17 protein-coding genes are annotated in these 20027 nt (G+C 73.3%); 6 read left to right on the top strand and 11 right to left on the bottom strand.

Going from position 1 to position 20027, the window contains the following annotated elements; genetic code table 11:
• Positions 1-41 precede the first annotated feature (41 nt).
• From V9U69_RS12200 to V9U69_RS12165, 8 genes are all read right to left on the bottom strand, one after another.
• Positions 42-2726 carry an exo-rhamnogalacturonan lyase family protein gene (locus V9U69_RS12200; protein ID WP_442907753.1) on the bottom strand — a complete coding sequence of 895 codons (2685 nt, stop codon included), beginning with the start codon at positions 2724-2726 and terminating at the stop codon, positions 42-44.
• 11 nt (positions 2727-2737) lie between these two features.
• Complete coding sequence (locus V9U69_RS12195) at positions 2738-3433, bottom strand: DUF1961 family protein (RefSeq protein WP_337062089.1); 696 nt, start codon at positions 3431-3433, stop codon at positions 2738-2740.
• The gene (locus tag V9U69_RS12190; protein WP_337062088.1) at positions 3430-4098 is read right to left on the bottom strand and encodes a rhamnogalacturonan acetylesterase; all 669 of its coding nucleotides are present in this window, start codon (positions 4096-4098) and stop codon (positions 3430-3432) included. The genes V9U69_RS12195 and V9U69_RS12190 overlap by 4 nt, the downstream gene beginning before the upstream one ends.
• Positions 4095-4976 carry a carbohydrate ABC transporter permease gene (locus V9U69_RS12185; RefSeq protein ID WP_337062087.1) on the bottom strand — a complete coding sequence of 294 codons (882 nt, stop codon included), beginning with the start codon at positions 4974-4976 and terminating at the stop codon, positions 4095-4097. Before V9U69_RS12185 ends, V9U69_RS12190 begins: the two co-directional genes overlap by 4 nt.
• Positions 4976-5872: an ABC transporter permease gene (locus V9U69_RS12180; protein WP_337062086.1), complete on the bottom strand. Its 897-nt coding sequence runs from the start codon at positions 5870-5872 to the stop codon at positions 4976-4978. The genes V9U69_RS12185 and V9U69_RS12180 overlap by 1 nt, the downstream gene beginning before the upstream one ends.
• 74 nt (positions 5873-5946) lie before the next feature.
• Positions 5947-7482 carry an extracellular solute-binding protein gene (locus tag V9U69_RS12175; protein WP_337062085.1) on the bottom strand — a complete coding sequence of 512 codons (1536 nt, stop codon included), beginning with the start codon at positions 7480-7482 and terminating at the stop codon, positions 5947-5949.
• 64 nt (positions 7483-7546) lie between these two features.
• Positions 7547-8203, bottom strand: a complete 657-nt coding sequence (locus V9U69_RS12170; protein WP_337062084.1) for a DUF624 domain-containing protein — start codon at positions 8201-8203, stop codon at positions 7547-7549.
• Positions 8204-8396: 193 nt separating this feature from the next.
• Complete coding sequence (locus V9U69_RS12165) at positions 8397-9818, bottom strand: class II fumarate hydratase (RefSeq protein ID WP_337062083.1); 1422 nt, start codon at positions 9816-9818, stop codon at positions 8397-8399.
• Positions 9819-10067: 249 nt separating this feature from the next.
• Between V9U69_RS12165 and V9U69_RS12160 the strand changes: the two genes are divergently transcribed.
• The 5 genes from V9U69_RS12160 to V9U69_RS12140 all read left to right on the top strand — a co-directional run bounded on the left by V9U69_RS12160 (position 10068) and on the right by V9U69_RS12140 (position 16010).
• Positions 10068-11342, top strand: coding sequence for an extracellular solute-binding protein (locus tag V9U69_RS12160; protein ID WP_337062082.1), 1275 nt, complete (start codon positions 10068-10070; stop codon positions 11340-11342).
• The gene (locus tag V9U69_RS12155) at positions 11339-12292 is read left to right on the top strand and encodes a carbohydrate ABC transporter permease (RefSeq protein ID WP_337062081.1); all 954 of its coding nucleotides are present in this window, start codon (positions 11339-11341) and stop codon (positions 12290-12292) included. The genes V9U69_RS12160 and V9U69_RS12155 overlap by 4 nt, the downstream gene beginning before the upstream one ends.
• Positions 12292-13134, top strand: a complete 843-nt coding sequence (locus V9U69_RS12150) for a carbohydrate ABC transporter permease (protein WP_337062080.1) — start codon at positions 12292-12294, stop codon at positions 13132-13134. Before V9U69_RS12155 ends, V9U69_RS12150 begins: the two co-directional genes overlap by 1 nt.
• A 22-nt stretch (positions 13135-13156) precedes the next feature.
• The gene (locus V9U69_RS12145) at positions 13157-14413 is read left to right on the top strand and encodes an ABC transporter ATP-binding protein (RefSeq protein WP_337062079.1); all 1257 of its coding nucleotides are present in this window, start codon (positions 13157-13159) and stop codon (positions 14411-14413) included.
• Positions 14414-14645: 232 nt separating this feature from the next.
• Positions 14646-16010, top strand: a complete 1365-nt coding sequence (locus V9U69_RS12140) for a GNAT family N-acetyltransferase (protein ID WP_337062078.1) — start codon at positions 14646-14648, stop codon at positions 16008-16010.
• Between the two features lie 42 nt (positions 16011-16052).
• Here V9U69_RS12140 and V9U69_RS12135 read toward each other — a convergent pair whose 3' ends face one another.
• From V9U69_RS12135 to glpX, 3 genes are all read right to left on the bottom strand, one after another.
• Positions 16053-17243 carry an L-talarate/galactarate dehydratase gene (locus V9U69_RS12135; protein WP_337062077.1) on the bottom strand — a complete coding sequence of 397 codons (1191 nt, stop codon included), beginning with the start codon at positions 17241-17243 and terminating at the stop codon, positions 16053-16055.
• A gap of 147 nt (positions 17244-17390) precedes the next feature.
• On the bottom strand, positions 17391-18308 hold the full coding sequence (locus V9U69_RS12130) for a carbohydrate kinase family protein (RefSeq protein ID WP_337062076.1): 918 nt from the start codon (positions 18306-18308) through the stop codon (positions 17391-17393).
• On the bottom strand, positions 18305-19270 hold the full coding sequence (gene glpX, locus V9U69_RS12125) for a class II fructose-bisphosphatase (protein ID WP_442907752.1): 966 nt from the start codon (positions 19268-19270) through the stop codon (positions 18305-18307). The genes V9U69_RS12130 and glpX overlap by 4 nt, the downstream gene beginning before the upstream one ends.
• Before the next feature lie 130 nt (positions 19271-19400).
• On the opposite strand from glpX, the gene V9U69_RS12120 reads away from it, so the two are divergent.
• Positions 19401-20024, top strand: coding sequence for a DUF4245 domain-containing protein (locus V9U69_RS12120; RefSeq protein ID WP_337062074.1), 624 nt, complete (start codon positions 19401-19403; stop codon positions 20022-20024).
• The last annotated feature ends 3 nt before the right edge of the window (positions 20025-20027 follow it).

The raw sequence follows: 20027 nt of genomic DNA, 5'->3' as shown, positions 1-20027 counted from the left end.
CCCCCCCCCTGGGGGTGTTCCCCCCTCCGCGCGTCCGGGGCTCAGCCCAGGGCGTCCCCGACCAGCGCCAGGTTCTGGATCGCCGCCAGCGAGAACTGCGCCGCGTCGTTCGTCGACAGCGTGCGCGCCTCGTCCACGGCGTTCAGCACCTCCGGCGGCTCCAGCCGCCGCGCCGCGAACGCCTCCGCGGTGAGGAACTCCCCGCCGCGCTCGAACTCCTCCCACGCCCGCCGCGCCAGCGCCGCATCGCCCGTGCGGGCCGCCGCGTACGCCGTCAGCCGGCTGTGCGCCTGCTCCAGGTGCGTTCCCGACAGCGGCGCACCCACCTCGGCCGCCTGCTCCTCGGCCGGGGCGTTGAACAACCGGCAGTAGCGCAACCACGCCGCCTCGAACGCCGCCCCCACGTCCGTGCCGGCCGTCAGGTCCACCAGCTCGCTGGCGATCTCCACCAGGCCGAACACCGCCGACAGGTGGGAGACCGCGATCCGGTCCCGGGTGGTGTCGAAGCGCCCGGTGTCCAGGTCGTACAGCGCCTCCCCGGTCAGGAACCCCTGCGGCAGCGCCCCGATGTCGGCCATCGTGCCCAGCAGGCGCTCGCGCGAGCGCGGCGAGCCGGTGCGCTCCCAGTCCGCCAGCCAGGTGGCCGCCAGCGACCCCCAGTCGGTGCCCAGCCCGACCGCCAGCGCCTCGCGCCGCGGCACGTACGTCGCCGCGTCCTCGCGCACCTTGCGGGTGGGGTCCAGTGCCAGGAACGTGGCGTCGGAGTCCACCAGCTCCGCCATCAGGTCCCCGGTGTGCTCGTCGGCCGTCAGGAAGTGCAGGAACCGCCGGTACGCCGGGTTGGAGATGCGCAGCTGCTTGGCGCTGCACCCGAAGTGCTGCACGTTGTGCCGCGAGCCCAGCCCCGCCCACCGCCCCAGGTGGTACACGTCCACGTCCCCGGTGTGCCGGGTCATCGCGCGCGCCATCCGGAACACGTCAGCCCGGCCGGTGCGCAGGAAGCTCGTCCACAACCACAGGTCCGGGGACAGCTCGGAGTTGTCCCACGCGTAACCGCCCACGTCGTAGCGCCACACGTGCCGGTCGGCGTCGTAGGCGTGCATGACGTCGCCGTGGTGCCAGAACCCGTACCAGCGCCGCTGCTCCACCTGGTCGCGGTAGAAGTCCAGCAGGAACTCCAGCCGGTCCTCCAGCGCGGCGCGCGCCGGCGTCGAGCGGTCCACCGGCGCCCAGTCGCCGAACACGCGCGCCGCGTGCAGCGCCTGCGGCGTCGCCGCCAGCTGCAGGGGAGCGGCCAGCGCGCGCACCGCCTCGGCCACCTCCTGCACTGCCGGGGTGCCCGGGTGCGCGGTGAGCGTCAGCTCCGAGGTGCGCCCCGTGCCGTGGGCGTCGGCGAAGCCCTCCTCGAAGTCCTCGTAGGTGATCTCCAGCGCCTCCAGCTGCGAGGCGTGGTCCGGGGTGGAGGCGCCGTCGTTGTAGGGGCGCAGGTCCATCGGCGGAGCGTCCGGCGCCCACAGCCACGCCGTCACCGTCGCCGAGTCCTCCCCGGCCCGCCCCGCGGCACCGGTGACGTCCAGACCGCAGGGGTGCGACTGCCAGAAGTCCGCCACCGCCACCGACAGCGCCCCGCCGGGGTCGCCGACGCCGACGTACCCCGCCGCCCGCGTGCCCGCGGCCGCGTCCACCCACCCCAGCCCCGGGCCGAGGCGCTTGGCGATCGCGAAGCCGTCCGCGGTGCGCTGGCGCAGCCGGTACTGCGACCACGCCGGCACGTGGTGCAGCAGCTGCGGCACCGGCGCTGCCCACGTCTCCACCGGCGGTGTGGCACGTCCTGCCAGCTGCGCGGCACGCACCTGCTCCCCGGGGTCGCGGCGCAACCCCGTGACGCCGCGCACCGCCTCGCGGAAGACGCCACCGTCGGCACCGGCGAACCGCACGTGGCGGTCGTGCGGCGCCGCGCGCAGCGGCACGTCGACGCGCACGCCCAGGGCGGCGAGGAAGTCGCGCCGGCCGTCGCCGTCGAAGACGAAGGAGTGCACCACCCCGACGCTGCGGCCGCCGGCGGCCACGACCAGCCGCACCGTGAACGGCAGCCAGGAGCGCTCGTCCCCGCCCGGGGCGGTACCGCGGTGGTGCCCGCGCAGCCGCAGGACCGCGCGGACCGGGCCGCGCTGCTCGACGACGACCTCCTCCACGGCGCCGGCGAACGCGGTGCGCTCGCGCCCGGCCGGGTCGGCCGCCAGCTCGCTGACCAACCGGGCACCGGTGGCGACGGCGGTGCCGTCCAGCTCCAGCGCCTCGAACAGCGCCGGGCCGCGGCGGGCGACCCGCAGCACGAGGCCGCCGGCGTCGACGACGACGCGCTCGCCGTCCTCGGCCACCCGCACCTGGGGTGCGCCCGCCTCGTCCAGGGGGTTCGCGGTACCGGGAGCGACGAGCACCCGGTAACCGGGGGAGGGGGCCGTCGTGGCGGGCAGGGCCACGCCGGTCCACTTCGTGCTGCCGTCCGGCCAGGTCGCCAAGGGCCAGAACTGCGCCGGCACCCCGGTCCCGGCGGTGTCCACGACGCGCAGGCCCTCGGTTCCGGTCACCAGGCCCCGCGGCAGCGGGACGCCCAGCGTCGCCCCGCCCGGCAGCGCGGGTGGCGCCTCGTCGTCGATCCAGCGCAGCGGCACCTCGTGCACCGCCGCGCCCCCCACCGGGCCGTCCGGGGTCGTCGTGGTCACCTCGTCCAGGCTCACGCCTGCTCCACCTCCAGGTCGCTCCACCGCGCCCGCAGGGGCGCCATCTGCCGGAACCCGACGCGGCCGCCGCCGACGGCGGGACCGGTGGACCCGTCGTCGGTCCAGCGCAGCAGCTCCAGCCCGTCGATCGAGAAGCTCACGTGCGGGCCGTCCTTGACCAGCTGGAGCCGGTACGGGCCGTCCGCGTCCTCGTGCGGGGGCAGCGGGTCCGCCCCCTGGGCGACGAGGTGGAACCCCGGGGCCTTGCGCAGGTTGCAGGTCAGGAACCGCCGTTCGCTCGCCCACTTGCGCCGGTAGAACGACACGTGCAGGGCCCGCACGTCCGAGGAGTGGTACTGCGGGTAGAGCCCGCTGCGTACGGCGAGGTCGGGGGAGAAGAGGTCCTGCCCACCCGTGCCGGCCGCACCGACGAACAGCATCGCCAGCCCCTCGCCCGACAGCGGGGTGAACCCCACGCTCACGCGCACCGAGTCGCCGAACACCCGCGGGCACCAGAGGGTGAAGTGAGAGGAGTCGGCGTCGGGGTCGGTCGCCGAGCTGGCCAGGACGGTGCCGTCCGGGCCCGGCTCGGTGACGACGGGGCCCTCACCGACCCAGCCGGCCAGGTCGCCCGCGCTGCGCAGCGGGTTGCGGTACGCCGTGTCGGCGGCCGCGGTGGTCGTGGTGGTCGTGGTGGTCGTGGTGCTCACGATCCCTTCGCGTCGAGGACGGCGGGCAGCGACCGGGCGACGTACGCCGCGACGCCGCGGGCGCCGCGGTGGCTGAAGTGCGTGTCGTCGGCCAGCCCGCCGGGCCAGCAGGGGTGCTCGCCGGGGGCCAGGTGCACGAACAACCTCCTCGAGCGCTGCGGGCCCAGCTGGTCGTACCACCAGGAGGTGAAGACCTCCAGGTCCACCAGCGGCACCGCCTCGCGGGCGGCCAGCTCGCGCACCGCGGCGGGGTACTCGCCCAGCGTCGGCTCGAGCACGGTGCCCGTGAACCGGCGCCGCGCCACGGACGTGCACAGCACCGGCCGGGCCCCGGCGTCGCGGGCCTCGGCGACGAACGCCGCGAGGTTCGCGCTGTACCCGCCGTGGGCGTCCAGCTCCCCGGGCCGCTTCTGGTCGTTGTGACCGAACTGCACCAGCACCACGTCGCCCTCGGCGGTGCGCGACAGCAGGTCCGCCCAGCGCCCCTCCTCGCGGAAGGACGCGGTGCTGGCGCCGCCCACGGCGAGGTTGCGCACCGCCCAGCCGGACACCTGGCCCAGGTGCGCACCCCACCCCGACATCGGCTCCTCCCCGGCCGGGCAGGCCGCGACAGTGGAGTCGCCCGCCAGGTGCACCCGCAGCGGGCGCTCGGAGACCCCGCTCACCCCTTCACCGAGCCGATGAGCATGCCCTTGGCGAAGTGCTTCTGCAGCAGCGGGTAGAACAGCAGCACCGGCAGTGTCGCCACCGCGATGACGGCCAGCTTCATGCCCTGCTCCGGTGGGACGTAGTTCGGGTCGACCTCACCGGCGACCATCTCGGCGCCGGCCGTCACCTGCCGCAGGAAGACCTGCAGCGTCCACATGTCCGGGTCGTTCAGGTACAGCAGCGGCGACATGAAGTCGTTCCAGATGCCCACCGCGTAGAACAGGGTGAACGTCGCCAGGACGGGCTTGGACAGCGGCAGAACGATGCGCCACAGCACGCCGACGTCTGTGGCGCCGTCGATGCGGGCGGACTCCTCCAGCTCCGGCGGCATCGCCTGGAAGAAGTTCTTGATGATGATGAGGCTGAACGGGTTGATCGCCATGGGCAGCACCAGTGCCCAGTAGGTGTTCAGCAGTCCCAGCTCGCGCACGATGAGGAACGTGGGGATCATGCCGGCGGAGAAGACCAGGGTGACGACCACCATGCCCAGCACGAGGTTGCGCCCGGGCAGGGTCTTCTTCGACAGCGGATAGGCCATCGTCACCGTGAGCAGGAGCTGGATCGCGGTGCCCACCAGGGTCACGAGGATCGTGGTGACCATGGCGCGCACGAACGCGGGGGAGGAGAGGATGGAGCGGTAGGACTCCAGCGTCCACTCCTCGGGCCACACGAAGAACGCCCGGCGCGACAGTTCCGCCTCCGTCGCGAACGAACCGGCCATCACGTACAGGAACGGCAGGACCGCGACGAGGCCGATGACGGTGAGCACGACGACGTTCGCGACGTCGAACGCGCGGCCTGCCGGGGTGTTGAAGCGGTAGCGCTCACGGGCCATCAGAAGATCCCCGATCCGTCGAGCTTCTTGGCGATGCGGTCGGCGCCGAGCACGAGCACCACTCCGACGATGGCCTTGAACAGCCCGACGGCGGTGGAGTAGCTGTAGGCGCCCTGCGTGATGCCGACGAAGTAGACGTAGGTGTCGAAGACGTCGGCGACGCTGCGGTTCAGCGCGTTGGTCATGAGGTAGATCTGCTCGAACCCGGTGTTGAGGATCTGCCCGATGGCCAGCACCAGCATGATGACGATCGTGCCGCGGATCGAGGGGAGCGTGACGTGCCAGACCCGCTGGAAGCGCCCCGCGCCGTCGACGATCGCGGCCTCGTACTGCTCCTGGTCGACCGTGGCCAGAGCGGCCAGGAAGATGATCGTGCCCCAGCCGGTGTTCTTCCAGACCTCCTGGGCGACGATGATCGACCGGAACCAGCCCGGGTCGGTCAGCGGGGTGACGTCCGACCCGGTCACCGACTGGACCAGCTGCAGCAGCGGGCCGGCCTCGACCGACAGCAGCAGGTACGTCAACGACGCGACGACCGTCCAGGACAGGAAGTGCGGGATGTAGACGAGCGTCTGCACCGTGCGCTTGAGCAGGGTCAGCCGCAGCTCGTTGAGCAGCAGGGCCAGCACGATCGTCAGCGGGAACGCCACGCAGAGGTTGAGCAGCGCCAGGACCAGCGTGTTGACCAGCAGCCGTGGGAAGTCCGGGTTGGTGAAGAAGTCCTGGAAGTGCGCCAGGCCGACCCACGGGCTGTCCGCGATGCCGAGGAACGGCACGTAGTCCTTGAAGGCGATGACCGCACCGCCCATCGGGGCGTAGCGGAACACCAGGAAGTACGCGACACCCGGCAGGAGCAGCAGGTACAGCCAGGAGTTCCGGCGGACCCGGGCTCCCACCCGCCGCGAGGGGTCGGGACCGGGGACCCCGACCGCCTCGCGGACCCCCCTGGTGGGGGGCGGCTGGATCGCCGTCACGAGTTGCCCTGGGCCAGCTCGTTGATCTCGGCGATGATCTGCTCACCACCGCTGCTGCGCCAGCGCTCGATCGCGTCCAGCAGGGCGGCCTTGTCGATCTGCCCGGCCAGGTACTGCAGGCGGGCGTCGGAGACGATGTTGTCCAGCTGCGCGCCCTTGAGGACGTAGGTCTGCGAGACGTAGGGGGCGGCCTCGTCGAAGACGGCGTCCTCCATGTCGGCCTTCTCGATGGCCCGGCGCTCGTCGTACTCGGCCTGCTCGTACTCGGTCGCCATCTTCGGCTGGTAGGCGACGTACCCGGCGACGTTGGTGCCCAGCTGTGCCCAGCTGGCCACCTCCTCCGTCAGCGCCTGCGCCTCGGGGGTGTCGACGGCCTGCGCCTTGCCGTCGACGACGGTGAAGTTCACGCCCTCGATGCCGTTGTTCTCCAGGACCTGCGCGTCCTTCGAGGCCATCGTGTCGAGGAACTGCAGCACGTCGTGCAGCTGCTCCTCGGTGCGCACCTGGGACTTCGGGATGACCAGGAAGCCGCTGTAGCCGGTGGTGGGGTGCGCGTGCAGCTCGCCGTCGGGGCCGACGAGGTTGCCGGTGGAGTCCACGTAGTCCTGGAACGTGTTCGGGTCCTGCTGCTTGAACAGCTTGCGGATCTGCTCGGCGCGGGAGTGGACGTCGATGATGATGCCGCCCTTGCCCTGGAAGAACGGCTCGTTCCAGGAGGCGGAGTCGAGGGTCGCGTAGTCGGGGTTGACCCAGCCGTTGTCGATGAGGCTCTTCTCGTAGTCCACGGCCTGCAGCCACTCGTCGGTGGTGAAGTTCGGCACCAGCTCGCCGTCGCGCTCGGTCCACCCGTTGCCTGCGCCGAACCACGTCGCCATGACGTCCCAGGGACTGTTGCTGTTGATGCCGCCGGGCCACTTGGGCACGATCAGCCCGGAGGTGTCGTCGACGCCGTTGCCGTCTGGGTCGTCCTCGGTGAAGGCGCGGGCAACGTTCGCCAGGTCCTCGGTGGTCCTCGGCATCTGCAGACCCAGGTTGTTCAGCCAGTCCTTGCGGACGATGACGCTGGCGCGCATCACGTCGCGCGCCCGGTAGATCCCGTACACGGTGCCGTTGACGCTGGCGGCCTCCTGCACCTCCGGGTTCTCCGTGGTGAGGTTCGGGTAGTCCGCCAGGACGTCGGTCAGGTCCCAGAAGGCGCCGGCCTCGGCGTTCTTCACGAACCCGGGGGTCTTGCCCTGGATGACCATGACCGTGGGGACCTGGTCGCCGGCGAGGGTGACGTTCGTCTTGTCCTCGTAGGAGGAGTTCGGCACCCAGGTGACCTCGATCTGCTTGCCGGTCATCTCCTCGAGCCGCTTCTCGATCTCGCTGCCCTGCTGCGGCGGTGCGGCGCCGAGGAAGGGGGCCTGGATCGAGACGGTGCTCAGCTCCTCGCCGCCCTCCGAGGCGTCGGACGAGGAGCACGCCGTCACGACCAGCGAGGCGGCGGCGAGAGCCGCGGCGGCGGCGAGGGTGCGGGGGGTCCTGGGCACGGTGACTCCTTCGTCGGGTGCAGCCGGCGGCGCCGGCGGTACGGGGTGGTGCTGGGGGTGGGGTTCAGCCGACGGGCTGCCGGGCGGCGACCCGCTCGTCGTTGCGCTCGAAGGCGCCGACGCAGGCGGCGGTGGTGACGTGCACGAGGGCGGCGGCGCTGAGGAACAGGGCCAGGCCCGGCAGGGCGGTCGTCGCCACGACGACCGCGGCGGCGCCCAGCACGGCGGGCAGGACGGCCGCGGGGTTGGACAGGACGAACGCGGCGGCGGTGGGCAGGTAGCGCTGCAGCGGGAGCTCGTAGTGCACGTACAGGGGTACGGCCACCAGGACCACGACCGCCAGCACCAGCCCGGCCAGCACCGTGGCGGCGGTGACCAGCTCGGCGACGGCGCCGGTGCGGGCGGAGAACACCCGCTGGTTCGCCAGCAGCAGCGCACCGGCGAGCACGGCCGGCAGGAGGGCGACGTTGGCGCGAGTGAACTCCGCCCGCCAGGTGCGCACGAAGCAGGCGGCGGTGCCCGCGGTCTCGCCCCGCAGCCGGCGGCGGCTGACGGCTGCCGCGGCGACGCCGGCCGGGGCCAGGCCCAGGACCACGCCGCCGGCGAGGGTGCCGAGGACCCACAGGGCGTGGACGCCGGCGAGCCACACGAGGGTGTCGCAGGCGTCGTGGGCCTTGACCGCCCAGCCCTGCGCGGGGGCCGCCGTCCTCGTGCTGCTCACCGTCTCCACCTCGCGATCAACGCCGATCGGGGTCCTGCTGACCGCGCCACCATAGGTTGAAACGAATCAGGGGAGCAAGCGCTTACCGGAGGTTCTTGCACGCCCACGTCCTCCACGCCGCCCGCGGCCGAGCGGACGCGCGAGGGCCCCGGTGCGCACGGCGCGCACCGGGGCCCTCGGGGTCGGGAGCGGCTCAGGCCTCCTTCGGGGCCGTCATCGACATGACGTCCAGCGCCTCGTCCAGCTGCTCCTCGCTGACCTCACCGCGCTCGACGTACCCCAGCGCCACGACCGCCTCGCGCACCGTCGTGCCCTGCGCCACCGCGTGCTTGGCGACCTTCGCGGCCGCCTCGTACCCGATCACCCGGTTCAGGGGGGTGACGATCGAGGGGGAGGACTCCGCGTACCGGCGGCACTGCTCCACGTCGGCCTCCAGGCCGTCGACCGTGCGGTCGGCCAGCAGGCGCGAGGCGTTGCCCAGCAGGCGGGTGGACTCCAGCACGTTGCGCGCCATCACGGGGATCTGCACGTTCAGCTCGAAGGAGCCGCTGGCGCCCGCCCACGCCACCGCGGCGTCGTTGCCGACGACCTGCGCGCACACCATCAGGACCGCCTCCGGCACCACCGGGTTCACCTTGCCGGGCATGATCGAGCTGCCCGGCTGCAGGTCCGGCAGGCGCAGCTCACCCAGGCCCGTGCGCGGGCCCGAGCCCATCCAGCGCAGGTCGTTGCAGACCTTCGTCAGGCTCACGGCCACGACCCGCAGCGCCCCCGAGAGCTCCACCAGCGCGTCGCGCGCGCCCTGCGCCTCGAAGTGGTCCTCGGCCTCCGTCAGCGGCAGGCCGGTGTCCGCGGCCAGCAGCTCGATGACGCGCTGCGGGAAGCCGGGCGGGGTGTTGATGCCCGTGCCGACGGCCGTGCCGCCCAGGGGCACCTCCGCGACGCGGCCCACGGTGCCCCGCACGCGCTCGACCCCGCGGCGCACCTGCGCGGCGTAGCCGGCGAACTCCTGGCCCAGCGTGACGGGGGTGGCGTCCATGAGGTGCGTGCGCCCGGACTTCACCACGCCGGCGAACTCCTCCGCCTTGCGGCGCAGCGACGCCTCCAGGTGCTCCAGCGCCGGCACCAGCTCGTTCACCACCGCGGAGGTGGCGGCCACGTGCACCGAGGTGGGGAAGACGTCGTTGGAGGACTGCGAGGCGTTGACGTGGTCGTTCGGGTGGACCGGGCGGCCCAGGCGCTCCGTCGCCAGGGTCGCGATCACCTCGTTGGCGTTCATGTTGGAGCTGGTGCCCGAGCCGGTCTGGAAGACGTCCACCGGGAACTCCGCGTCCCAGCGCCCCGACGCCACCTCCTCGGCGGCGTCCGCCACCGCGCGCGCCAGGTCCTCCTCCAGCACGCCCAGCTCGGCGTTGGCCAGCGCGGCGGCCTTCTTGATCCGCGCGAGCGCGGCGATGTGCGCGCTCTCCAGCGGGGTGCCCGAGAGGGGGAAGTTCTCCACGGCCCGCTGCGTCTGCGCGCGCCACTTGGCGGCCGCCGGGACCCGGACCTCCCCCATGGTGTCGTGCTCGACGCGGTACTCGTTCTTCTCGCGGGTGCGGTCGTCAGTGGCCATGCGCCCATCCTGCCAAGGGCGGCGCCGCGCACCGGGGCGCCCGGGCCGGGTTGTCGCGCAGATCACGGTTCGCTCACGATCCGCCGGGCGCCGTCCGGCGGGCGCGATCTCCGCGTGCGGGTGGTCGGTGACGGGTGCACGCTGGGCCCGCACGCACGACGGGCGGGACCCGCTCGCCGTGCGATCCGCCGCACGACGACGTCGGAGGAGGAGCCAGTGGGCAGCGCGTGGCGCACCAGGGTCGGGGCGGTGAGCGCCGGCGTCGTGCTGGCCGGCTCCCTGGCCGCGTGCGGAGACGGCAGCGGCGGGTCGGGGCCGCCGGTCCTGACCTGGTACACGAACCCCGACGCCGGTGGCCAGGCGGCCATCGCCGAACGTTGCACCGCCGCGGCCGACGGTGCCTACACGATCGAGACGTCCGTCCTGCCGCGCGACGCGGCCGCCCAGCGCGAGCAGCTCATGCGGCGCCTGGCGGGGGGCGACTCCTCCATCGACCTCATGAGCCTGGACCCGGTCTTCGTACCCGAGGCGGCCGAGGCCGGCTTCCTGGCGCCCATCCCGGACGACCTGCAGCAGTCGCTGACCGAGGGCATCGCCGAGGGCGCGGTGCAGGGCGCCACCTGGGACGGGGAGCTCGTCACGGCTCCGTTCTGGGCCAACACCCAGCTGCTGTGGTACCGCGAGTCGATGGCCCGCGCCGCCGGCCTCGACCCCGCCGAGGCGCAGACGTGGACGTGGCAGCAGATCATCGACGCCGCCGCGTCCCAGGACAGCGCGATCGGCGTGCAGGGCACGCGCGCGGAGTCCATGACGGTCTGGGTCAACGCCCTCATCGAGTCGGCGGGCGGGGAGATCATCGAGAACCCCGACGCCCCCGTGGACGAGATCAGCCTGGGCATCGACTCGCCGGCCGGTGAGGCCGCCGCCGACGTCATGCAGGCCATCACGGCCGCCGACGTGGCAGGTCCCGGCATCGACAACCGCGACGAGGCCGCCACCGCCGACCTGTTCGAGCAGGGCGGGCTGATGTTCGCGGTCAACTGGCCGTTCGTGTACGCCCAGGCCCAGCAGGGTGCCGAGCAGGGCACGGTGGACCCGGCGATCTTCGAGGACTACGCCTGGACGACCTACCCGCGGGTGAACCCGGAGGACCCCTCGGCGCCCCCGCTGGGCGGCATCAACGTCGGCGTCGGCGCCTTCAGCGAGCACCAGCAGGAGGCCCTGGCGGCGATGGAGTGCATCGTGTCCCCGGAGAACCAGGCCCTCTACATGATCAGCGACGGCAACCCGGCCGCCGCCCTGGAGGTGTACGACCTGCCCGAGGTGCGCGAGGCGTACCCGATGGCCGACGTCATCCGCGAGTCCCTGCAGATGGCCGCACCGCGGCCGCAGACGGCGTACTACAACGAGGTCAGCACCGGCATCCAGTACACCTGGCAGCCGGTGTCCGCGGTCAGCGACGCGACTCCGCAGATCTCCGAGCAGTTCGTCCTGGAGGTCCTGAGGGGGGAGAGGTTGCTGTGACCGCCGTCACCACACCGCAGGTCGAGATCGCGAACTCGCCGCGCAGCAAGCGCCGTCGCGGCACCGACCGCTCGCGCCAGGAGGCCCGGCTGGGCTGGTACCTGGCGGGGCCGGCCTTCGTCATCCTCGTGCTCGTCACGGGATACCCGATCGTCCAGGCCGTCTACGACTCGCTGTTCAGCTACCGGCTCACCGCGCCGGACGACCGCGAGTTCATCGGGCTGAGCAACTACGGCGTCATCCTCACCGACTCGCTGTGGTGGGAGGCCCTGGCGAACACGGCGCTCATCACCGTGGTGACGGTCGCCGTCGAGCTCGTGCTCGGTTTCGCCCTGGCGATGGTCATGCACAAGGTGCTGGGGTTCCTGCGGCCCATCCTGCGCACCGCGATCCTCGTGCCCTACGCGATCATCACGGTCGTCTCCGCCTACGCCTGGCAGTACGCCTTCTCCCTGACCACCGGGTTCATGAACGCCGTGGTCCCGGGGGTCCCGGAGAACTTCGACTGGTTCGCCAACAAGTGGACGGCGCTGACCGTCATCTGCCTCTCGGAGATCTGGAAGACCACCCCGTTCATCTCCCTGCTGCTGCTGGCGGGGCTGGCGCAGGTCCCCGAGGACATGCACGAGGCCGCCAAGGTCGACGGGGCCACCGCTCGCGAGCGGCTGTTCCGGGTGACGCTGCCGAACATGAAGGCGTCGATCATGGTGGCGCTGCTGTTCCGCGCCCTGGACGCCTTCCGCATCTTCGACAACGTCTACATCATGACCAACGGGGCCGCCGGCACGCAGACGGTCTCGTCGCTGGCCTACAACCAGACGATCAGCAGGCTGGAGATCGGCCTCGGCTCGGCCGTCTCCGTGCTGCTCTTCCTGTGCGTCCTGCTGATCTGCTTCCTGGCCATCAAGGTGTTCAGGGTGGACCTGGCACGAGCGAGGGGGGAGAACTGATGGGTGCGCTGTCCACCAAGGAGAAGGTGCTCTGGTACATCGGGGCGCTGCTGATCGTGCTGTACGCGCTCGTGCCGGTCGCCTGGATCGTCTCGCTGAGCCTGAAGTCCGAGGCCGACCTGTCCAACCGGAGCTTCCTGCCCACCAACGTCACGTGGGAGAACTACGGGGGCATCTTCAGCGGCACCGCCTCCGACCTGTTCCTGCCGGCGCTGCGCAACTCCGTCATCACCTGCCTGCTGGCGACCCTCATCGCCGTGGTGCTCTCGATGTTCGCCGCGTACGCCATCGCCCGGCTGAACTTCCCCGGCAAGCGGCTCATCCTCACCAGCGCCCTGGCGGTGGCCGTCTTCCCGGTGATCACGATGGTGACGCCCCTGTTCAACCTGTGGCGGCAGATCGGCCTGTACGACACCATCCCCGGCCTGATCATCCCCTACCTGGCGCTGACCCTGCCCATCTCCATCTGGACCATGTCGGCGTTCTTCCGGGAGATCCCGTGGGACATGGAGCAGGCCGCCCAGGTCGACGGCGCCACCAGCTGGCAGGCCTTCCGCAAGGTCATCGTCCCGCTGGCCGCTCCCGGGGTCTTCACCACCGCGATCATCGCCTTCTTCATCGCCTGGAACGACTTCGTCTTCGGGATCTCCCTGACGTCGACCTCCGACGCCCAGCCGGTGCCGGCGGCCCTGAGCTCGTTCACCGGGTCCAGCTACTTCGTCCAGCCGACCGGCGCGATCTCCGCGGCGGCCGTCATCGTCACCATCCCCGTCGTCCTCCTGGCGCTGGTGTTCCAGCGGCGCATCGTCGCCGGGCTCACCAACGGCGCCGTCAAGGGCTGATCCGCAGGAACAGGAGCTGATCGTGGCACGCATCGAGCTGAAGAACATCGTCAAGAAGTACGGTGACGGCTTCCCGGCGGTGAACGACGTCAGCCTGGACATCGCCGACGGCGAGTTCGTCATCCTCGTGGGTCCGTCCGGCTGCGGGAAGTCCACCCTGCTGCGCATGGTCGTGGGCCTGGAGGACATCACCGACGGCGACCTCCTCATCGACGGCAAGCGGGTCAACGACCTGGCCCCGCGCGACCGCGACCTGGCCATGGTGTTCCAGAACTACGCGCTCTACCCGCACCTGACCGTGCGGGAGAACATCGAGTTCCCCCTCAAGCTCAACCACAGCAAGGTGCCCGAGGACGAGGTGCGCCAGCGGGTGCAGCGGGCCGCGGACATGCTGGAGCTGGGCGAGCACCTGGACCGCAAGCCCGCCAACCTCTCCGGTGGGCAGCGCCAGCGCGTCGCCATGGGGCGGGCCATCGTCCGCGACGCCAAGGCGTTCCTCTTCGACGAGCCGCTGAGCAACCTGGACGCCAAGCTGCGCGGGCAGATGCGCACCGAGATCGCCCGCATGCAGCGCTCGCTGGCCACCACGACGATCTACGTCACCCACGACCAGACCGAGGCGATGACCCTGGGCGACCGGGTGGCGGTGCTGCGCAAGGGCGTCCTGCAGCAGGTCGCCAGCCCCCGCGAGCTGTACGAGCAGCCGGTGAACCTGTTCGTGGCCGGCTTCATCGGCTCGCCGCCGATGAACTTCCTGCCGGCCCGGGTGCGCGGCGACCGCCTGGAGCTGCCGTTCTGCGAGGTGCCCAAGCCCGCGGTCGTGGGCGGTGAGCACGACGGCAAGCTGCTCATCGTCGGTGTGCGCCCGGAGCACTTCGACGACGCCGACGTCACCGACGTCCCGGGCGAGGCCGTGACCTTCGACGCGCAGGTCGACGTCACCGAGTGGCTGGGCAACGAGCTGTACGCCTACGTGCCCTTCGAGGCGGCGGCGGAGACGAGGGAGCAGCTGGCGGAGCTGGACCGCGAGCTGGACGGGGAGAGCATGCGCAGCCAGCTCGTCGTCACCCTGGACGCCATGAGCGGCGTGCGGGACGGCGACCGCGCCCGGCTGTGGTTCGACCCGCGGCGCATGCACGTCTTCGACCCCACCAGCGGCGCCAACCTCACGCGCGACGAGGAGAAGGCCCGGCGCATCGCCGAGCAGTCGGAGGCGCTGCGCCGGCGGTCGCTGGAGCGGGCCCGGGTGCAGGCGGAGCAGGAGCGGGTCCCGGCCTGAGGTCCGCGCTGACCCCGCGGTTCATCGACGCTGCGTGACACCCGGCGACGCACGGTAGGAGTTCGGGAAACTCCACCCGCCGGGCGTCCCGCAGTGTCGCCGCGCCCGGTTAAGGTGCCCGCCACGAGGCCGTCCTCCCGGCGGCCGGCCGGGCGAGAGGCGGGTACGCGGGGTGGTCGACGCGCTCACCGGTGCCCTGCCCCCCGCCCCCAGGTCCCCCCGGAGCGCCCCCGTGCCCGCCGGTGCACCGGCCGGCACCGGTCTCGCCGTCGTCCGCGAGCCCGCCGAGGGGCTGCAGGTGACCGTGCGGCGCTCCCTGGACGGCGCCCCCGTGCCGGAGTGGCGCGCCCTCGCCGTCCGCGCCGGCCACCCGCCGTTCTGCGGTCCCGACTGGCTGCGTGCCGTGCACGAGCACCTGGGAGCCGGTGAACCGCTGCTGGTCGGCGTCCGCCGCCAGGGCCGCCTGCTGGCCCTCGGCGCCTTCGCCGTCCTGGGTGCCGGCCCCGGCGGCGCCCGGCCCGTGGTGACCTTCCTCGGCGCCGGCGGCAGCGACTACGCCTCCCTGCCCACCGACCCCGACAGCCCGGTGCCCGCCGTCCGGCTCGTGGCCGCAGCGCTCGACGCGGTCCTGGCCGAGGTCCCCGGAGCCCTGTTCGACCTCGAGCAGGTCCTCGAGGGCGACCCGCTGCTCGAGGCCGCCGGTGCCTGGGCCGCCGCCCGCGGCTACGGCGCACGGCTGCTGCGGCAGGCCACCGTGCACGCCGTGCGGCTGCCCGCCACCGTGGCCGAGCACGACGCCGCCCTCGGCCGCCACGGCCGCCACGAGGAGCGTCGGCAGTGGCGCCGCCTGGCCGAGCGCGGCCGCCTCGTCGTCGTCGACGACCTGCTCGACGGCCTCGCCGAGCTGCGCGAGGTCGACCCCGACGCGGCCGCGCGGCACCTGGAGGACCTCGTGGCCGAGCTGGCCGAGGTCGACGCCGCCCACCCCAACGCCGCCCGCCGCCGCCAGCCCTGGCGAGGGGCGTCCGGGCGCACCCTGGTGCGGTTCCTGGGCACCGCGCCGCGCGGCGTGGCGCAGCTGTCCGGCCTGCGCGTGGACGGGCGCCTGGTGGCCTACGCGTTCTGCCTGGCCGGGCCGCGCGCCCTGCACGGCTACGTGCAGTCCTACCGCGCCGAGGTGGCCGCCGCCGGGCCCGGCACGCTGCTGCTCCTGCGGGTGCGCCGCCGCGCGCTGCTGTCCGGGTACGCCGAGCTCGACCTGCTGCGCGGCGAGGAGGCGTACAAGCGCCGCTTCGAGCGCACGACCCGGCACACCGTGCGCCTGACGCTGGCGCCCACCGGGCTCGCGCTGCTGCCGGCCGCCGTGGACCGGGCCGTCCTGCTGCGGCGCACCTACCGCGACGAGCTGCAGCGCTCCGCGCGCCTGGGCCGAACCGCCACCGCCGTGGCCGGGGCCGCCGGGACCGTGCGCGCCGACCTCGCCCGCCGCGCCGACGCCGTGCGCGCCGCCGGTCGCCGCGCCGCCGGCGCCCGCGGTGCGCTGCGCCCGGCCCGGCTGGCGGCGTGGGCGGGCAGCAGGAGGGCCGGGCGCCGCTGAACGCGGCACCCGGCCCCGTGGCCGTGCGGGAGGCCCCGGACCTCAGCGGGGAGCGTCCACCCGGACCCGGTCCACCGTCCACGCGCGGGCCTGCTCGCTGATCGTCACGCCCAGACCCGGCCGCGGCGAGACGTGCATGCGCCCGTCGCGGATCTCCAGGCGCTCCTCGAACAGCGGGTGCAGCCAGTCGAAGTGCTCCACCCACGGCTCGATCGGGTACGCCGCCGCCAGGTGCAGGTGGATCTCCATCGCGAAGTGCGGCGCGAGCTGCAGGTGCGCGTGCTCGGCCAGCGTCGCCAGCTTCAGGAACTGCGTGATGCCGCCGATGCGCGGCGCGTCGGGCTGGATGACGTCGGCCGCCCCGGCGTCGATGAGCGCGACGTGCTCGCGGACGCTGGTGAGCATCTCGCCCGTGGCGATCGCGGTGTCCAGCGAGCGCGCCAGCTGCGCGTGCCCCTCGGTGTCGTAGGCGTCCAGCGGCTCCTCGATCCACACCAGGCCGAACTCCTCCAGCGCCCGGCCCACCCGCTGGGCGGTGGGGCGGTCCCACTGCTGGTTCGCGTCCACCATGAGCGGCAGGTCGTCGCCGACGTGCTCGCGCACCGCGCGCACGCGCCGCAGGTCCTCCTTGGCGTCCGGCTGCCCCACCTTGATCTTGATGCCGCCGATGCCCTCGGCGAGCGTGCGGTCGGCGTTGGCCAGCACCCGCTCCAGCGGCTCGTGCAGGAAGCCGCCGGAGGTGTTGTAGCAGCGCACCGAGTCGCGGTGGGCGCCCAGCAGCTTCGCCAGCGGCAGGCCGGCCCGCTTGGCCTTCAGGTCCCACAGCGCGATGTCCAGCGCCGCCAGCGCCTGCGTGGACGCGCCGCTGCGGCCCACCGAGGCGCCCGCCCACACCAGCTTCGTCCACAGCCGGCCGATGTCGTTGGGGTCCTCGCCGATCAGGTCGGCGGCCACCTCGCGCGCGTGCGCGAACTGCGCCGGGCCACCGGCCCGCTTGGAGTACCCGAAGCCGACGCCCTCCAGCCCCGCCTCGGTGGTGATCTCCGCGAAGAGGAAGACGACCTCCGTCATGGCCCGCTGCCGGCCGGTGAGGACCTTCGCGTCGCTGATCGCCGCCGTCAGCGGCAGCACCACGGACGACAGCGTCACGGACGCGATGCGGTCCAGGACGGGGGAGGGAGCGGCGGAGGACGGCGGCACGAGGGCGGGCTCGGCGAGTTCGCTGGTGGACATGTCTTCCTCGGGTCGGCGGGGAGCCGAGGACGGCGGGCGTCGTCGGCGACGGTGCCGCCACCGTAGGAAGCCCGTGCGATGCCTGTCCAGGTGCTTTCCGGCATCGCACCATGCCCCGCGGGCATCACCGGTGCGGTCCCACCCGGGTCACCCGGCGGCCAGCTCCTGGCGCGTGGGCGGGTTCGCCCCCGCCCGTGAGCAGGTGATCGACGCCACCCGCGCCGCCGTGCGCAGCACGTCCTCCAGCACGTCCAGCCGCAGCGACCGCAGCCGCCGCACGGCCGACGGGCCCAGCAGGTCGTGCTCGGCCAGCGCGTGCAGCAGCCCCGCGGTGAAGGCGTCGCCGGCGCCGACGGTGTCCACCACCCGCGTCGGCGGGGTCGGCACCCGCAGCGTCCCGGCGCCTCCCACACCCACCGCGCCCTCCCCGCCGCGGGTGACGACCACCAGCGCCGGGCCCCGGCGCTGCCAGCGCCGCGCCACGTCCACCGGGTCCTCGCCCGGGAACAGCCAGGCGACGTCCTCGTCCGAGGCCTTGACGACGTCGGCGGCCTCCACGAACTCCTCCACGAGCACCCGCGCCCGATCCGGCGAGCCCAGGAACGCCGGGCGCACGTTCGGGTCGTAGCTCGTGGTCGCGCGCTCCCGGCAGGAGCGCAGCAGCGCCAGGGCCTGCCGGGAGCCCGGCTCGACCGCCGCCCCGATCGACCCGGTGTGCACCACGTCGACCGCGTCGGGAGCCTGCACCGACGGCAGGCGCCACCGCAGCTCGAACTCGTACGAGGCGCGGCCCTGCTCGTCCAGCTGCGCGCGCGCCACCGACGTGGGCAGCTCGTCCACCGCGCCCGGGGCGAGCCCGACCCCGCCCGCGGCCAGGTGCTCGCGCAGCAGCCGGCCGTGCGCGTCCTCGCCCAGGCGGGTCAGCAGGGACACGTCGTGGCCCAGCCGACCCAGCCCGTACGCCACGTTCAGCGGACTGCCGCCGGGGTGCACCGACTCCGCGCCGTCCGCCGCGCGGACCACGTCGACGAGCGACTCCCCGACGACGAGGGCGCGGGCCCTCACCGCGGGCCGGTGAAGTCGACGGCGGCGTACGCCCGCAGCTTCGAGAGCCGGTGCTCGGACTCCACCCGCCGGATCGTGCCCGACTTGCTGCGCATGACGATGCTGGAGGTGCTGATCGTGTCGCCGCGGTAGCGCACCCCGCCGACCAGCTCGCCGTCGGTGATGCCGGTGACGACGAAGTAGACGTTGTCGCTGGCCACGAGCGCGGAGGTGTCCAGCACGGCGTCCAGGTCGTGCCCGGCGTCGATCGCCTTCTGCCGCTCGTCGTCGTCGCGCGGGGCGAGACGGCCCTGGATCGTGCCGCCCAGGCAGTGCATGGCGCACGCCGCGATGATCCCCTCCGGCGTGCCGCCGACGCCCATGAGCAGGTCCACGCCGGTGCCCTCGCGCGCGGCCATCACCGCGCCGGCGACGTCGCCGTCGGAGATGAACTTGATGCGGGCCCCGGCGTCGCGCACCTCCTGCGCCAGCTGCGCGTGGCGCGGGCGGTCCAGGATGCAGACGGTGATGTCCTCCACCCAGCGCTTCTTGGCCCGCGCCAGCCGGCGCACGTTCTCCTTCACGGGCAGGCGGATGTCCACCACGTCGGCGGCCTCGGCGCCCGCCACCAGCTTGTCCATGTAGAAGACCGCGCTGGGGTCGTACATCGTGCCGCGCTCGGCCACCGCCAGCACCGCCACCGCGTTCGGCATGCCGCGGGCGGTCAGGGTGGTGCCGTCGATCGGGTCCACCGCCACGTCGCACTCCGGGCCGGTGCCGTCGCCGACGCGCTCGCCGTTGTAGAGCATCGGGGCGTTGTCCTTCTCACCCTCGCCGATGACCACGGTGCCGTTCATGCTGACGGTGCCGATGAGGGTGCGCATCGCGTTGACCGCGGCACCGTCCGCCTTGTTCTTGTCGCCCCGGCCGACCCAGCGCCCGCCCGCCATCGCCGCGGCCTCGGTGACGCGCACCAGTTCCATGGCCAGGTTGCGGTCGGGGGCCTCGGTGCCCACGGCGAGCGCCGCGGGCAGCTGGGGCGAGGAGTTCTGGGACACGGGTCCTCCAGGGGCGGCGTCGTCGGAGCGCCAGGGTATCCGGCACCATGGGGCGGTGAGCACGACCGGTCCCGGCCCCACCCCGCAGGTGAGCGCGCCCGGCGGCGAGGACCCCCGCGGCGTCCCGCGCACCCGCCGCGGCGGCAGCGTGTCCTCCATGGTGATCTCGATGGCGCTGATCCTGGCGGTCGTGGCGCTCGTGGTGTGGGTGGTGCCGCGTCCCAGTTCCGTGCAGCAGCCGCCCGCCGACGTGGCGGACGCGGCGGCCGGCGCCTCGGAGCTGCCGTTCGTCCCGCCCGTGCCCGAGGTCCCGCAGGGCTGGACGGCCACCTCCGCGGAGGTGAACCGCTCCACGGACTCCGTGCTGACCTGGCACGTGGGGTACCGCACCGACGAGGGGGAGTACCTCGCCGTGGAGGTCGCCGCCGCCGGCACCGCGGGCTGGGTGCGCGCGCAGACCGCCGGCGGCGCCGAGGACGGCACCGTGCAGGTCGACGGGCGCGAGTGGCAGCGGTACCTGCAGCCGGACCGCGGCCGGCGCAGCCTCGTGCGCACCGACGACGGCGTGACGGTCGTGGTCACCGGCGAGGCGGACTACCCGGTGCTCGCCGAGCTGGTGCGCGCCACCGAGGCCGGCTGGGAGTCGGCTGGCGTCGACCGGGACGCGCCCGCGGCCTGAGCG

It is taken from the genome of Kineococcus sp. G2, assembly GCF_037154035.1.
Lineage (GTDB): Bacteria > Actinomycetota > Actinomycetes > Actinomycetales > Kineococcaceae > Kineococcus.
Note: the sequence above shows the minus strand (reverse complement) of the source record. Positions and strands in the feature narration are given on the sequence as shown.